The organism is Actinomadura coerulea, from assembly GCF_014208105.1.
Classification (GTDB): domain Bacteria; phylum Actinomycetota; class Actinomycetes; order Streptosporangiales; family Streptosporangiaceae; genus Spirillospora; species Spirillospora coerulea.
This window is the reverse complement of sequence record NZ_JACHMQ010000001.1, coordinates 100,393-113,242: the sequence shown is the minus strand read 5'-3', so window position 1 is coordinate 113,242 and position 12,850 is coordinate 100,393. Positions and strand designations below refer to the sequence as shown.

The following is a 12,850-nucleotide window of genomic DNA, read 5'->3' as shown; positions in this document are numbered from 1 at the left end:
GTCCCAGGGTGAGGCGGGTGGGATTCGAACCCACTCAGTCAGCGACACTTGGGTTACAGCCAAGCCCGACTCTCCGAACGTCGGCGCCGCCCCTCGCGCGGGCCGCGGGGCCCGCGCCGTACCTCCGGAGGGATTCGAACCCCCAGCGCACAGCACCTCATGCTGCCGTCTCTGCCGTTGGACTACGGAGGCATGCGTGCGGCTCCCGGGATTCGAACCCGGAACGTCCACTTCCTGAGAGTGGTCTCTCTGCCGGTTGGAGTAGAGCCGCGTGGAACTCGCGAGGACGGGCGTCGCTCGCGGCGGCTCGGCCGGGGCCTCTAGGAGAGGGGATACCGGCCGGGGCGGGCGTGCGACGCCGAGGGCAGTCGGAGTCGATACCGCTCCAGAGCCATGGCCGGTCCTCCTCTCGGACGTCTCGCGTCACCGTCGCCGTCGGACGGGCTGACGTCGTCAACGGTGCCACCGGCGGCGCGAGGGCCGCAACGGGTTTTCCCCTCAGGTCTCGTCCGGCAGGGCCGCGCCGAAGGCGATCAGCGCCCAGAACGCGACCATGATCCAGCCGAGCGCGATCCCCGTCACCGCGAGCCCGAGCCCGCGCTCGCCGGAGCGCCGCAGCCGCACCCAGGCCATGTGCCCGGCGATGATCGCGGGGATGGACGGCAGCCCGCACGTGATCAGCCCCACCGCGCCCATGGACACCGCGTAGATCGCGAGGCTGTTCATGGGCGGCTTTCCGTGCGGATGGTGCGCGGCCGGGTACTGGTGGGGCGCCTGCGTCGGGTGGCCCTGGTAGCCGGTCTGCTGCTGGTAGCCGGACGGTTGCTGGTAGACGGACGGTTGCTGGTAGACGGCCTGCCGGGCGTCGATCGCGTCGGCGTAGCGGCTCCAGCTCTCCGCCTCGGCGGTCCGCCCCTGCCCGCTGAGCAGGACGGCGAGGTTGCGCATCGCGGCGGGGTCGCCGGCCTGCGCGGCCTGCCGGTACTGCCCCTCGACGAGCGCCGCCGCCTCCCCCGCGGCGAGGGCCGGAGCGACGCCGGGCGCCTGCGTCCCGGGCGCCTCGGTCCCGGCGGCGCGGTCCCCACCCTGAGTGTGCGGCTGGGACGGCGTCTCGGCGCGATGCCGGCCGGGCGCCCGGCTCTGCTGCGTGGAGGGCGCGGACTGCCGGACCCCGCTGGAGATGAGGCCGTCCAGCAGCGACTGGGCGGACGGCCGCAGCGCCGGGTCCTTGGCCAGCGCCGCCTGGACGGCCTTGAGCAGCATGCCGTCCAGCCCGCCCAGTTCGGGTTCGCCGCTGATGATCTGGTGGATGACCGCCGGGAGCGAGTTGCCGCCGAAGCAGGGCCCGCCGCGCGCCGCGAAGGCCACCGTCGCGCCCCAGGCGAACACGTCGGACGCCGGGCTCGCGCCGCGCCCGTCCAGCTGCTCGGGGGCCATGAACGCGGGCGTGCCGACGATGCCGCCGGTCGCGGTGAGGCGCGTCCCGTCCAGCGAGCGGGCGATGCCGAAGTCGATGACGCGCGGCCCGAAGGTGGACAGCAGCACGTTCGCGGGCTTGAGGTCCCGGTGCACCACCCCCGCGTCGTGGATGGCGGTCAGCGCGGTCGCGATGCCGACCGCGACGGCCTCCAGGTCGGCGCCGCGCAGCGGGCCGTCCTTCGCGACGGCGTCGTCGAGGCTGGGGCCGTTGACGAACTCGGTCACCAGGTAGGGCGGGTCCGCGGCGGGGTCGGCGTCCAGGACCGGCGCCGTGCAGAACGGTCGCACCCGCTTCGCCGCCGCGACCTCCGCCTCGAACCGGGCGCGGTACTGCCGGTCGGCCGCGTACTCCCGCCGGATCACCTTGAGGGCGACCTTCCGCCCGGACGCGTCCAGCCCCGCGTACACCGTCCCCATGCCGCCCTCACCGAGACGGTCGACGACCCGGTAGGGGCCGATGCGTTCCGGCAGGTCGGCGTACGGCACGGACATACTCCTCGGGACGGCGATCGGCCCTACAAGCCTGGCACATCCCCACACATCACGCGGCCCCGTCCGCGATCATTGCGGGCCCGCGCGCTCAGCCGAGTTCGGCCCGCAACGTCCCGGCCACCACCTCGGCCGTCACCTCCAGCGGCCGGACGTCGTGCGCCGTCCGGCTGAGCACGAGCGCCCCCTCGAAGGCGCACAGCACATAGGTGGCCAGGTCCTTCGCGCGCCCCTCCGGAATCCCGGCCCCCGTCAGCCTCCGCGCGAGTGAGAGCTCCCACGACGCGAAAACCTCCGCGCACGCGTGCCGCAGCGGCTCGCTCGTGCTGGCGACCTCCAGCGCCACGGTCGCGATCGGGCACCCGTCGCCCCATTGCGACCTCTCCAGCGCCTCCGCGCTCAGCCGGAACATGTCGAGGACCGACCGCCCCAGGTCCTGGTCGGCACCCGCGAACACGAGATCGAACAAGCGCAGGTACCGATCGCCCGAGTGCCGCACGGCCTCGGCCCCCAGCTGCTCCTTCCCGCCCGGGAAGAAGTGGTACAGCGACCCCCAGGGCGCCTCCCCCGCAGCGGTGATCTGCTTGAGCCCCGTCCCGGCGTACCCCTGCTCGCGGAAAAGCTGGGCGCTGGCCTCCAGCAGCCGGGTCCGCGTGTCGCGCGTCATGGGGACACCCTAGCCATTGCCCTGACTAGATCGATCTATCTACTATGACGATCGATCTATTCAGGAGGCGCCTCATGACCGTGCGAACCGAACGCCGCGGGCCCGTCCACGTCATCACCCTCGACCGCCCGGCCCGCCGCAACGCGGTCGACGGGCCGACCGCCCGGCGGCTGGCCGGCGCGGTCCGCGACTTCGAGGACGGCGACGCGAAGGTCGCCGTGCTGACCGGTGCCGGCGGCACCTTCTGCGCGGGCAGCGACCTGAAGGCGATGGCCGCGGGCGACTTCCCCGCCCCGACCGCCGACGGCCCGCCCCCCATGGCGGTCACGCGCGCCCGCCCGTCCAAGCCGGTGATCGCGGCGATCGAGGGCTACTGCTTCGGCGGCGGCTTCGAACTGGCCCTGTGGTGCGACCTGCGCGTGGCGTCGGAGACCGCCGAGTTCGGCCTGCTCAACTTCGAGCACGGCCTCCCGTCCCTGGACGGCGCCACCGTCCGGCTCCCCCGCCTGGTGGGACAGCCTCGCGCCTTGGACGCCCTCCTGACGGCTCGCCGCATCCCTGCCCGGGAAGCCGCGGACTGGGGCCTGCTGACCACCGTCACCCCACCCGGCGAAGCCCTGGAAACGGCGCAGATCCTGGCCGCCCGGATAGCGTCCCTCCCCGCCCCGGCCCTCCAGGCGGCCCGGACCTCACTCCTGGCGCAGCACACTCTTCCCGAGCCAGAGGCCCTGAAGAACGAGACAGCCCTCGCCCTCTCCGCCCTGCCCACTCCCAGGTAACGGAAGGGCCCCTCCGCCGAACGCGGACGAGGGCCCCGGAGCGGGGCTACGCGCCAGCCACGCGTCCAGCCGAAAGGAGTCCGCGGTAAGGCGGGCCGGGTGAATTTGCGGGGGCGTCTTGCGTCGCGGCGGGGGCTGAACTGTAGTCTGGACAGGTGTCCAGAACAAACGATCGCTTGCTTTTGGTGGACGGGCGTCTCGTCCCCGGGGCGGGCGGCGCCTTCGAGACGATCAATCCCGCGACCGAGGAGGTGCTCGGTACCGCCGCCGACGCCTCCGCGGACGACATGGACCGGGCGATCGCGGCCGCGCGCCGCGCGTTCGACGAGACCCGGTGGGCGGCCGACCACGCCTTCCGCGCGCGGTGCCTGCGGCAGCTCCGGGAGGGGCTGCGGCGGCGGGCCGACGAGCTGCGCGAACTCACGATCCAGGAGGTGGGCGCGCCGAGGTTCCTGACGTTCGGGGCCCAGCTGGACGCGCCCGTCGACGACCTGGCGTGGTTCGCGGACCTGGCCGAGGGCTACGGCTGGGAGCGGGACCTCGGACGGGCCGAGCCGATGGGGATGCCCAGCCACCGGCGGGTCGTCCGGGAGGCGGTGGGCGTCGTCGGCGCCGTCACCCCGTGGAACTTCCCGCACCAGATCAACCTCGCCAAGCTGGGTCCGGCGCTGGCGGCGGGCAACACGGTGGTGCTGAAGCCGGCGCCCGACACGCCCTGGTGCGCGGCGGTGCTCGGCGAGGTCATCGCGGAGGAGACCGACATCCCGCCGGGCGTGGTCAACGTGGTCACCTCGTCCGATCACGCGCTGGGCGCTCAGCTCACGCGGGACCCGCGCGTCGACCTGGTGTCGTTCACCGGGTCCACGGCGACGGGACGGGACGTGATGGCGGGCGCGGCCGCGACGCTCAAGCGGGTGTTCCTGGAGCTCGGCGGCAAGTCGGCGTTCGTGGTGCTGGACGACGCCGACCTGCGGGCCGCGTGCTCGTACGCGGCGTTCGCCGGGATCACCCACGCCGGGCAGGGGTGCGCGATCACGACCCGGATCCTCGTCCCGCGCGGGCGCCACGACGAGGCCGTCGAGATCACCGCCAAGGCGCTGGCGAAGCTCGGCGCCGGCGACCCGCAGGACGACCGGACGATCTGCGGCCCGGTCATCTCGGCGCGGCAGCGCGAGCGGATCGAAGGCTACCTGGAGCTGGCCGCCGGGGAGGGCGGCGCGTTCGCCTGCGGCGGCGGCCGCCCGGAGGGCCGGGACAAGGGGTTCTGGATCGAGCCGACGCTGATCACCGGGCTGACCAACGACTCCCGCGCGGCGCGGGAGGAGATCTTCGGGCCGGTGCTGGTGATCCTGCCGCACGACGGCGACGACGACGCGGTGCGGATCGCGAACGACTCGCCGTACGGGCTGTCGGGCGCGGTGCACGGCGGGGACGTCGAGCGGGCGCGCGGAGTCGCGAGGAGGCTGCGCACCGGGACGGTCAGCGTCAACGGCGGCGTCTGGTACGGCGCGGACGTCCCGTTCGGGGGTTACAAGCAGTCGGGCATCGGCCGCGAGATGGGCGTGGCCGGTTTCGAGGAGTACCTGGAGACCAAGGCGATCGCGGAGGGCGTGTGAGGTTCGAGGGAAAGGTCGCGGTCGTCACCGGGGCCGCGCAGGGAATCGGCGAGGCGTACGCGCGGGCGCTGGCGTCCGAGGGCGCCCACGTGGTCGTCGCGGACGTGGACGAGCGCGGCCGGGACGTCGCGGACGACATCAAGGGCCTGTTCGTGCGGACGGACGTGTCCGACCCCGCGTCCGTCGAGGCCATGGCCGGGGAGGCGGTGGAGCGGTTCGGCGGGATCGACCATCTCGTCAACAACGCCGCCATCTTCGGGACGATGAAGCTGGACTTCCTCTTCACCGTCGACTGGGACTACTACAAGAAGTTCATGTCGGTGAACATGGACGGCGCCCTGCTGTGCGCGCGTGCCTGCCATCCCCACATGCAGGCGCGCGGCGGTGGCTCGATCGTCAACCAGTCGTCCACGGCGGCCTGGCAGTACTCGGGCTTCTACGGGCTCGCCAAGGTCGGCGTCAACGGGCTCACGCAGCAGCTCGCGCACGAGCTGGGCGGCATGAACATCCGCGTGAACGCGATCGCGCCGGGCCCGATCGACACCGAGGCCAACCGCGCGGTCGTGCCGGGGAACATGTCGCAGAAGATCGTCCGGGACAAGATGGCGCTCAAGCGGATGGGGTCGCCCGAGGACCTGGTGGGCGCCTGCCTGTTCCTGCTGTCGGACGACGCCGCGTGGATCACCGGCCAGATCGTCAACGTCGACGGCGGCGAGGTGTTCCGGGCATGAGCGACGCGCGCGTCCCCCCGGAGGGCGAACGCACGGCGGTCGGCTTCGTCGGGCTCGGGCAGATGGGGGCGCCGATGGCGGCCCACCTGGCGGGCCGGGGCCTGGCCGTGTACGACGCGCGGGCCGAGGCCATGGCGCCGCTGGTGAAGGCGGGCGCGCGGGCCGCGAGGAGCGTCGCGGAGGTGGCCGCGCACTGCGACCTGGTCTCGATCATGGTCCGGGACGACGCCCAGGTGAGGGAGGTGGGCGCGGAGGTGCTCGCGAGCGCGCGTCCGGGCACGGTCCTGGCGGTCCACTCGACCATCCGCGCGGGGACCGCCGAGGACCTGGCCTCGCAGGCGCGGCGCTACGGGATCGAGGTGGTGGACGCGCCGGTGAGCGGCGGGTTCATGGGGGCGAGCGCGGGCAGCCTCGCGGTCATGGTCGGGGGGACGGACGAGGCGTTCGAGCGGTGCCGCGAGCCGTTCGGTGCCTGGGCGGACCTCGTCCTGCACATGGGGCCGGTCGGGGCGGGCACCCGCACGAAGCTGGCCCGCAACATGCTGCACTTCGTCTCGTTCACGGCGGCCGCGGAGGCGCAGCGGCTCGCGGAGGCGGCCGGGGTGTCGCTGCGCAAGCTCGGCCGGGTCGTCCGGCACACCGACGCGATCACCGGCGGCGCGGGCTCGATCATGTTGCGGCCGACGACCGCGCCGCTGGCGCCGGACGACGACCTGTACGACATCCTGCGGCACACGCGGGACCTCGGTGAGAAGGATCTGGCGCTGGCGCTGGAGCTGGCGGACGAGCTGGGGGTTGACGCCCCGCTCGCGCGGATGGCCCTCGATCGGTTCGGTGCGGGGCTCGGTTTGGAGGGAGAGGCCCATGACTGAGCGGAGCGAACCGGGGGGTGTGGGGGGTCGCCCCCCCACAGGCAACACAGATGAGCGGAGCGAACCGGGGGGTGTGGGGCGGCGTGAGCGTGGGCTGGAGATGATGCGCCGGGTCTACGGCTGGGAGGTGTCGGACGGGCCCGGTGACTTCTTCGGCATCACCGTGGAGCACCTCTTCGGCGAGATCTGGACGCGGCCGGGGCTGAGCATGCGGGACCGGCGGCTGCTGCTCGTCGGGGTCCTCGCCGGTCAGGGGCTGAACGACGTCCTCGACATCCAGATCCCGGCGGCGCTGGCCAACGGGGAGCTGTCCCCGGACGAGCTGCGCGAGATCGGCGTGTTCCTCACCCACTACATCGGCTGGCCGCTCGGGTCGAAGCTGAGCGTCCAGATCGACACGCTGATCGCCAGGCACGAGAAGCGCGCGCGGCGGGACGGTTAGCACAGGCGCGGGGTCGGGTCGGGCATCAGCATCGGCCCGGTCACGCGGAACCGTTCGACGCCCTGCCGGGTGAGGCTGACGCGCAGGTCGATCCAGCCGGGCACGCCGGGCTCGCCGCAGTCGTAGGCGCCCCTGCGCGGGAAGTGCAGGTCGCCCACCGACAGCTTCGCGCCCCGAACGTGCACCGGCAGCAGGATGCGGGAGCCGGCGGTGAGCGGCGCGATGAGGCATCCGCCCACGTCGCGGCCGCGCGCGTCGCCGGGCACGGCCACGGGGTCGGACGGGGCGCAGCCGACGATGCCGGGGTGGCCGCCGGCGTCGCGTCCGCCGCCGGGGCGCCCGACGGCGAGCACGTCCACGACGATCACGTCGCCGGGCTCGGCTCCGACGACGACGAGCGGGCCGCACAGCAGGAGGCCGCCGCCGGGTTCCCGGCCGGGGCACTCCATCCGGACGGACCCGCCCGTGATGACCTCCGCCACTCCCGGGATATCGGGGTGCCAGTGGGAGTGTCCGAGAACGTCCCGCATCCCGGGGTCGTCGAGGTCGAACATGGCTGGTGAAGGCATCGGGCAGAGCTCCTTCCGGCGGGTCCAGGTGATGTTCCGATCGTGCCCAGCCGCTGTTTCCGGACGGTTTCGGCGTGCTGACGCTCGCGTAAGACGGCCTTCACCGGAGAATCCTCGTTTCCCGGGAACCGGGTCGCGGGCGCGAGCGTCCAAGGTCCATGCGCGGTCGCATCGTCCTCCCGGTCACGACGGCGCTCCTTCTGGCCGGGACCGCCGGGTGCACCAGGTCAGGGCAGGTCCACGCCCCGGACGTCCAGGCGCCGCCGGTGCGGCTCGTCGCCTATCACGGTTGTGACGCGCTCCTCGGCGAGCTGCGCCGCGCCACCCTGGACAAGGTCGGCCCTTACGGGCTCGCCGGGCTCGACGTGCTCGGCGACGGCGTCGAGGCGCTGGCGAAGGCGCCGAGCGCCGGAAAGGTCCCCGGGGCTCCCGCGCCCGCTCCGGAGCACTCCACCACGAATTCGCACGAGCCGGACGCGGACGAGCCCGATCTCGTGAAAACCGACGGCCGCAGGATCGTCGCGTTCGCCCGGGGACGGCTCAGGGTCATCGACCCGGTGTCGCGCAAGGTGGCGCACACGCTGGAGTTGCCGGGCACCACCCGCTACGACAACGGGGAACTGCTGCTCAGCGGTGACCGCGTGCTCGTGCTGACACGGCAGGCCAGGGCCGTCCCCTTCGAGAAGCCGGTGCCGGGCGGGCCGGCGCCCGGCCGGCCGCTGCCGGAGCCGACGCGGACGACCCGCATCACGCTGGTCGATCTGTCCGGCAAGCCCAAGGTCGCCGGGACGATGACGTCCGGCGCCGACTACCTGGACGCGCGGCAGAGCGGATCCACGGTCCGCGTGGTGGTGAAGTCGCGGCCGCGCGTCTACTTCCCCGGCGGCGACGGCGAGAAGAAGGCCACCGCGGCGAACCGGGAGGCCGTGTGGAAGGCGCCGCTGGACGCCTGGCTCCCGTCCTTCGAGGTGGAGGGCGGGGCGACGTATCGGACGCCCTGTGACCAGGTCAGCCGCCCGTCCTCGTACGCGGGCTCCTCGATGCTGACCGTGCTGACGCTCGACATGGCGAAGGGCCTCGGCGACCCGCGGCCGGTCGCGGTGACCGCTGACGGCTCGACCGTCTACGGCAACGGGAAGAGCCTGTACATCACCGGCACTCCCCCGCAGCTTTTCGCGTGGCCGCGCAAGAAGGCGGTCGAGCCGCGTACGGACATCTACAAGTTCGACGTCCGCGGTAGCGGCCGTCCTGGCTACGTGGCCTCAGGCTCAGTGAAGGGCTTCTTGCTCAACCAGTACTCGATGTCGGAGCACGAGGGGAACCTGCGCCTTGCCACGACGACCAGCCGAAATGAACCCGGCAGCGAGGCGTCGCAGAGCTCGGTGTACGTCCTGGCCCAGCAGGGCGCGCGACTCGACCAGGTCGGACGGCTCGGCGGTCTCGGCAAGGGCGAGCGGATCCACTCCGTCCGGTTCATCGGCGCGACGGGCTACGTCGTGACGTTCCGGCAGACCGACCCGCTGTACGTCGTCGACCTCAAGGATCCCCGCCGCCCCCGGACCACCGGCGAACTCAAGATCAACGGCTACTCCGCCTACCTGCACCCCACGGCGGACGGGAGGCTGCTCGGCGTCGGGCAGGACGCCGACGCCTCCGGCCGGACGAGCGGCCTCCAGGTGTCCCTCTTCGACGTCTCCGCCGAGCCCCGCAGGCTGGACGCCTACAAGCTCCCCGGGGCGAACTCGCAGGCGGAGTTCGAACCGCACGCGTTCCTGTACTGGCCGAAGACCGGTCTCACGGTCGTCCCGGTGACGCGGCGGGACGGCGGCCCGCCCGAGGCCCTCGCCCTCAAGGTCACCGGGACGGGCGTCACGAAGCTCGGGACCGTCCGGAACCCGGGCAGGGACTACGGCGACGGTGTCAGCCGCTCGCTCGTCATCGGCGACACCCTCTGGACGATCTCCGGGGCGGGCGCGCACGCCGTCGACGCGGCCACCCTCAAGGGCGGCGAGCGGCTCGCGTTCGGTTAGCGCAGCCCCGTCGAGCGCTGGAGCGCCGTCTGGATGAGCCGGTCGACCAGCGCCGGGTAGTCCAGCCCCGTCGCGGCCCACATCTGCGGGAACGCCGACGCCGGGGTGAAGCCGGGCATCGTGTTGATCTCGTTGAGGATCCAGCGGCCGTCGGGCGTGTGGAAGAAGTCGACCCGGGCGAGGCCCTCGCAGTCGAGGGCGTCGAACGCCTGCACGGCGATGCGGCGGACCTCCTCGATCGCGGCGGGCGGCAGGTCCGGCGGGATCGCCATGGTGGTGGAGCCGTCGAGGTACTTCGTCTCGAAGTCGTAGAAGTCGTGGCCGCCCGCCATCAGCACCTCGGCGGGCAGGCTGGCCTCGGCGGGGCCGTCGTCCACGCCCTGCAGGACGCCGCACTCGATCTCGCGGCCCTCGACGGCGGCCTCCACGATGACCTTGGGGTCGTGCTCGCGGGCCGCGTCGACCGCGGCCTCCAGGTCGGCCTCGTCGGTGACGCGGGTGATGCCCATGCTCGACCCGGCGCGGGCCGGCTTGACGAACACCGGCGTGCCGTCGGCCAGGCCGAGCTCCCGGATGATCTCGTCGACCTTGCGCTTGCGCTCGCGCCGCCACTCGCGGTCGCCGACCAGAACGTACGGGCCGACGGGCAGGCCGCGCGCCTGCCAGACGAGCTTCATGAACCCCTTGTCCATGCCGACCGCGCTGGCCAGCACGCCGGCGCCGACGTAGCGGATGCCGGCGAGGTCGAGCAGGCCCTGGATCGTGCCGTCCTCGCCGTAGGGGCCGTGCAGCAGCGGCAGGACCACGTCGACGTCGCCGAGGGTCGCGGGCACCTCGCCCGGCTTGACCACCATCAGGCCGCGGCTGTCGGGGTCGAACGGCAGCGCGAGGACGCCGCCCTCCCCGGTCACCTCGGGAAGCCGGCCGCCCTCGATCGCCAGGCGCAGGTCCGCGGGCGGGAGCACCCAGCGCCCGTCGCGGGCGATGCCGACCGGCACCACCTCGTACCGGTCCCGGTCGATGGCGGCCATGACGGCGCCCGCGGTGACGCAGGAGATCGCGTGCTCGGAGCTGCGACCGCCGAAGACCACCGCCACGCGGATCCTAGAAACCTGGGACATGACGCCCGACCCTACCGGTGATCAGCACGGGTCGGCCACGAGCGAACCGGGCGCGCTGCGCGGTCATTCCGTCACACCCCGTACCGCTCGGGCTTGGGAGACCGCGAAATCAGCGAGATCGCCGCCTCCTTGATCGGTATGCCGCGGTGCAGCACGGCGGTGACGGCCTCGGTGATCGGCATCTCCACGTTGTGCTTGCGCGCCAGCTCCAGCACCGCCTCGGCCGACTTCACGCCCTCCGCGGTCTGCTTGGTGACGGCGATGACCTCGTCGAGGGTCATGCCGCGGCCGAGGTTCTCGCCGAACGTCCGGTTGCGCGCGAGCGGCGAGACGCAGGAGGCGACGAGGTCGCCCATCCCGGCGAGGCCGGCGAAGGTGTGCTCGTCGGCGCCGAGGGCGGCGCCCAGCCGGGCGATCTCGGCCAGCCCGCGGGTCATCAGCAGCGCCTGGGTGTTGGAGCCGAACCCGAGCCCGACCGACATCCCGACGCACAGGGCGACGACGTTCTTCACCGCGCCGCCCAGCTCGACGCCGATCACGTCGGTGGAGGTGTAGACGCGGAAGTAGGACGTCATGGTGGCGGCCTGCAGGCCGCGCGCGGCGTCCTCGTCCACGCACGCGGCGACGGCGGCGCTGGGCTCGCCGGTGGCGATCTCGCGCGCCACGTTCGGCCCGCTGAAGACCGCGACCCGCTCCTCGGGGACGTCGGCGACCTCGCGGATCACCTCCGACATCCGCCGGGTGGTGCCGAGCTCGACGCCCTTCATCAGGCTGACCAGGACGGCCTCGCGCGGCAGCAGCGGCACCCAGCCGCCGAGGTTGTGCCGGAGCGTCTGCGCGGGGACGGCGAGCGCGACGAAGTCGGCGCCGCGCAGCGCCTCCGCCGGGTCGAGGGTGGCGCGGATGCGCTCCGGGAGCGGGACGCCCGGCAGGTAGTCGGTGTTCTCGTGCCGTTCGTTGATGCCCTCGACGACCTCCGGGCGGCGTCCCCAGAGGGTGACCTCGCCGCCGGCGTCGTGCAGCATCATCGCGAACGTGGTGCCCCAGGAGCCGGAGCCCATCACCGCGGTACGGAAGGTCACGAGTCGGCCGCCTTCGGTTCGGCCGCGCGCCGCCCGGCGGGCTCCGGCCCGGCCGGTCCGGCCTGCTCGGGGACCGCGCCCCTGGCCGCGCCGGCGGCCGCCTCGGCCTCGGCGGCGCGGCGGCGCTCCTCCAGCACCCTGTGGTGGTCGAAGGGCTCGGCCGGCGGCTCCTCGCCGCGCAGCTCGCCGAGCAGGGCGGTGATCGCGGACATGATGTCGTCGGTGGCGGCGCGCAGCGTCTCGCGGTCCAGCGGGAGCCCCGCGTACCGCGACAGGTCCACGGGCGGCCCGGCGATCACTCTCATCGTCTTGCGGGGCAGCGGGTGGACGCCCTTCTTCAGGCTGCCCGCCAGGCCCTTCTGCTCGCCCTTCTTGTACGGCATCAGCTCGTGCGCGCCCCAGCTCGCGACCGGGACGACCTTGGCGCCGGTCTGCAGCGCCATCCGCGCGGCGCCCGTCTGCCCCGTCATCGGCCACAGCTCGGGGTCGCGGGTGCAGCTGCCCTCCGGGTAGAACATCAGGCACTCGCCGTCCAGCAGGGCCTTCTCGGCGTCCCTGAGGGCCAGGGAGGCGTCGGCGCTGTCGCGGTAGACCGGGATCTGGCCGGTGCCGCGCAGCACCGCGCCGATGAACCGCACGTCGAACAGCGTGGACTTGGCCAGGTAGACGGGGTAGCGGCCCGACTCGTAGACGAAGTGGGCGAGGGCGAGGGGGTCGGCTTCGGAGATGTGGTTGGCGGCGATGATGACGCCGCCCTTCCTCGGGACGTTGCCGCGGCCGCGCCAGTCGCGTCCGAGCAGCCCGAACAGCAGCGGCCGCAGGATGACGATCGTGAGCTTGCGCCACCCCGGCGAGTAGCGGTGGCCCGGGCGTCCCTCCTCCTGCGAGGGGGCGACCCCCCGCTTCGCTCCGCTCATCCCGCCCCTCCCTCGATCCGTCCCACAGGTGAACCTGGGGTGTCCTCAAGTGTCGC

Annotated in this window: 12 protein-coding genes and 3 tRNA genes; 6 read left to right on the top strand and 9 right to left on the bottom strand. The window is 73.2% G+C overall.

What is annotated here, in order from left to right:
- Positions 1-9: 9 nt before the first annotated feature.
- From BKA00_RS00545 to BKA00_RS00525, 5 genes are all read right to left on the bottom strand, one after another.
- A tRNA-Tyr gene (locus BKA00_RS00545) sits at positions 10-93 on the bottom strand.
- Positions 94-119: 26 nt separating this feature from the next.
- Positions 120-192, bottom strand: a tRNA-Leu gene (locus BKA00_RS00540).
- A 5-nt stretch (positions 193-197) separates the two neighbouring features.
- A tRNA-Leu gene (locus BKA00_RS00535) sits at positions 198-271 on the bottom strand.
- 227 nt (positions 272-498) lie between these two features.
- Complete coding sequence (locus BKA00_RS00530) at positions 499-1,965, bottom strand: protein kinase domain-containing protein (protein WP_185023055.1); 1,467 nt, start codon at positions 1,963-1,965, stop codon at positions 499-501.
- Positions 1,966-2,059: 94 nt separating this feature from the next.
- Positions 2,060-2,635, bottom strand: a complete 576-nt coding sequence (locus BKA00_RS00525; RefSeq protein WP_185023054.1) for a TetR/AcrR family transcriptional regulator — start codon at positions 2,633-2,635, stop codon at positions 2,060-2,062.
- 74 nt (positions 2,636-2,709) lie between these two features.
- Between BKA00_RS00525 and BKA00_RS00520 the strand changes: the two genes are divergently transcribed.
- The 5 genes from BKA00_RS00520 to BKA00_RS00500 all read left to right on the top strand — a co-directional run bounded on the left by BKA00_RS00520 (position 2,710) and on the right by BKA00_RS00500 (position 7,075).
- Positions 2,710-3,414, top strand: a complete 705-nt coding sequence (locus tag BKA00_RS00520; RefSeq protein ID WP_185023053.1) for an enoyl-CoA hydratase-related protein — start codon at positions 2,710-2,712, stop codon at positions 3,412-3,414.
- A gap of 185 nt (positions 3,415-3,599) precedes the next feature.
- Positions 3,600-5,030, top strand: a complete 1,431-nt coding sequence (locus BKA00_RS00515; RefSeq protein ID WP_230299131.1) for an aldehyde dehydrogenase — start codon at positions 3,600-3,602, stop codon at positions 5,028-5,030.
- A complete protein-coding gene (locus BKA00_RS00510) occupies positions 5,027-5,761 on the top strand; it encodes an SDR family oxidoreductase (protein ID WP_185023051.1) in 735 nt (244 codons plus the stop codon). Before BKA00_RS00515 ends, BKA00_RS00510 begins: the two co-directional genes overlap by 4 nt.
- Entirely contained in the window at positions 5,758-6,633 is an 876-nt protein-coding gene (locus BKA00_RS00505; protein WP_185023050.1) for an NAD(P)-dependent oxidoreductase, read from the top strand. Before BKA00_RS00510 ends, BKA00_RS00505 begins: the two co-directional genes overlap by 4 nt.
- A 100-nt stretch (positions 6,634-6,733) precedes the next feature.
- The gene (locus BKA00_RS00500; protein ID WP_179838482.1) at positions 6,734-7,075 is read left to right on the top strand and encodes a carboxymuconolactone decarboxylase family protein; all 342 of its coding nucleotides are present in this window, start codon (positions 6,734-6,736) and stop codon (positions 7,073-7,075) included.
- On the opposite strand, the gene BKA00_RS00495 is transcribed toward BKA00_RS00500, so the two are convergent.
- Complete coding sequence (locus BKA00_RS00495) at positions 7,072-7,644, bottom strand: acetamidase/formamidase family protein (protein ID WP_185023048.1); 573 nt, start codon at positions 7,642-7,644, stop codon at positions 7,072-7,074. The two genes, BKA00_RS00500 and BKA00_RS00495, sit on opposite strands and share 4 nt — an antisense overlap.
- 158 nt (positions 7,645-7,802) lie before the next feature.
- Here BKA00_RS00495 and BKA00_RS00490 point away from each other — a divergent pair, with 158 nt between their 5' ends.
- On the top strand, positions 7,803-9,674 hold the full coding sequence (locus tag BKA00_RS00490; RefSeq protein ID WP_185023047.1) for a beta-propeller domain-containing protein: 1,872 nt from the start codon (positions 7,803-7,805) through the stop codon (positions 9,672-9,674).
- Here the strand turns inward: BKA00_RS00490 and BKA00_RS00485 are convergent.
- From BKA00_RS00485 to BKA00_RS39625, 3 genes are all read right to left on the bottom strand, one after another.
- Positions 9,671-10,795 carry a D-alanine--D-alanine ligase family protein gene (locus BKA00_RS00485; protein WP_185023046.1) on the bottom strand — a complete coding sequence of 375 codons (1,125 nt, stop codon included), beginning with the start codon at positions 10,793-10,795 and terminating at the stop codon, positions 9,671-9,673. The genes BKA00_RS00490 and BKA00_RS00485 overlap by 4 nt on opposite strands.
- A 71-nt stretch (positions 10,796-10,866) precedes the next feature.
- A complete protein-coding gene (locus tag BKA00_RS00480) occupies positions 10,867-11,856 on the bottom strand; it encodes an NAD(P)H-dependent glycerol-3-phosphate dehydrogenase (RefSeq protein WP_185033486.1) in 990 nt (329 codons plus the stop codon).
- 17 nt (positions 11,857-11,873) lie between these two features.
- Positions 11,874-12,794 (bottom strand): lysophospholipid acyltransferase family protein, encoded by a 921-nt coding sequence (locus BKA00_RS39625; protein ID WP_185023045.1) that lies wholly within the window; start codon positions 12,792-12,794, stop codon positions 11,874-11,876.
- Positions 12,795-12,850 lie beyond the last annotated feature (56 nt).

What these genes read in the sequence shown, in the direction of transcription:
- BKA00_RS00520 (WP_185023053.1), top strand. Translation starts at nt 2,710, where the DNA reads ATGACCGTGCGAACCGAACGCCGCGGGCCCGTCCACGTCATCACCCTC.
- BKA00_RS00500 (WP_179838482.1), top strand. Translation starts at nt 6,734, where the DNA reads ATGATGCGCCGGGTCTACGGCTGGGAGGTGTCGGACGGGCCCGGTGAC.
- BKA00_RS00505 (WP_185023050.1), top strand. Translation starts at nt 5,758, where the DNA reads ATGAGCGACGCGCGCGTCCCCCCGGAGGGCGAACGCACGGCGGTCGGC.
- BKA00_RS00525 (WP_185023054.1), bottom strand. Translation starts at nt 2,635, where the DNA reads ATGACGCGCGACACGCGGACCCGGCTGCTGGAGGCCAGCGCCCAGCTT.
- BKA00_RS00480 (WP_185033486.1), bottom strand. Translation starts at nt 11,856, where the DNA reads ATGGGCTCCGGCTCCTGGGGCACCACGTTCGCGATGATGCTGCACGAC.
- BKA00_RS00485 (WP_185023046.1), bottom strand. Translation starts at nt 10,795, where the DNA reads ATGTCCCAGGTTTCTAGGATCCGCGTGGCGGTGGTCTTCGGCGGTCGC.
- BKA00_RS00490 (WP_185023047.1), top strand. Translation starts at nt 7,803, where the DNA reads ATGCGCGGTCGCATCGTCCTCCCGGTCACGACGGCGCTCCTTCTGGCC.
- BKA00_RS39625 (WP_185023045.1), bottom strand. Translation starts at nt 12,794, where the DNA reads ATGAGCGGAGCGAAGCGGGGGGTCGCCCCCTCGCAGGAGGAGGGACGC.
- BKA00_RS00495 (WP_185023048.1), bottom strand. Translation starts at nt 7,644, where the DNA reads ATGCCTTCACCAGCCATGTTCGACCTCGACGACCCCGGGATGCGGGAC.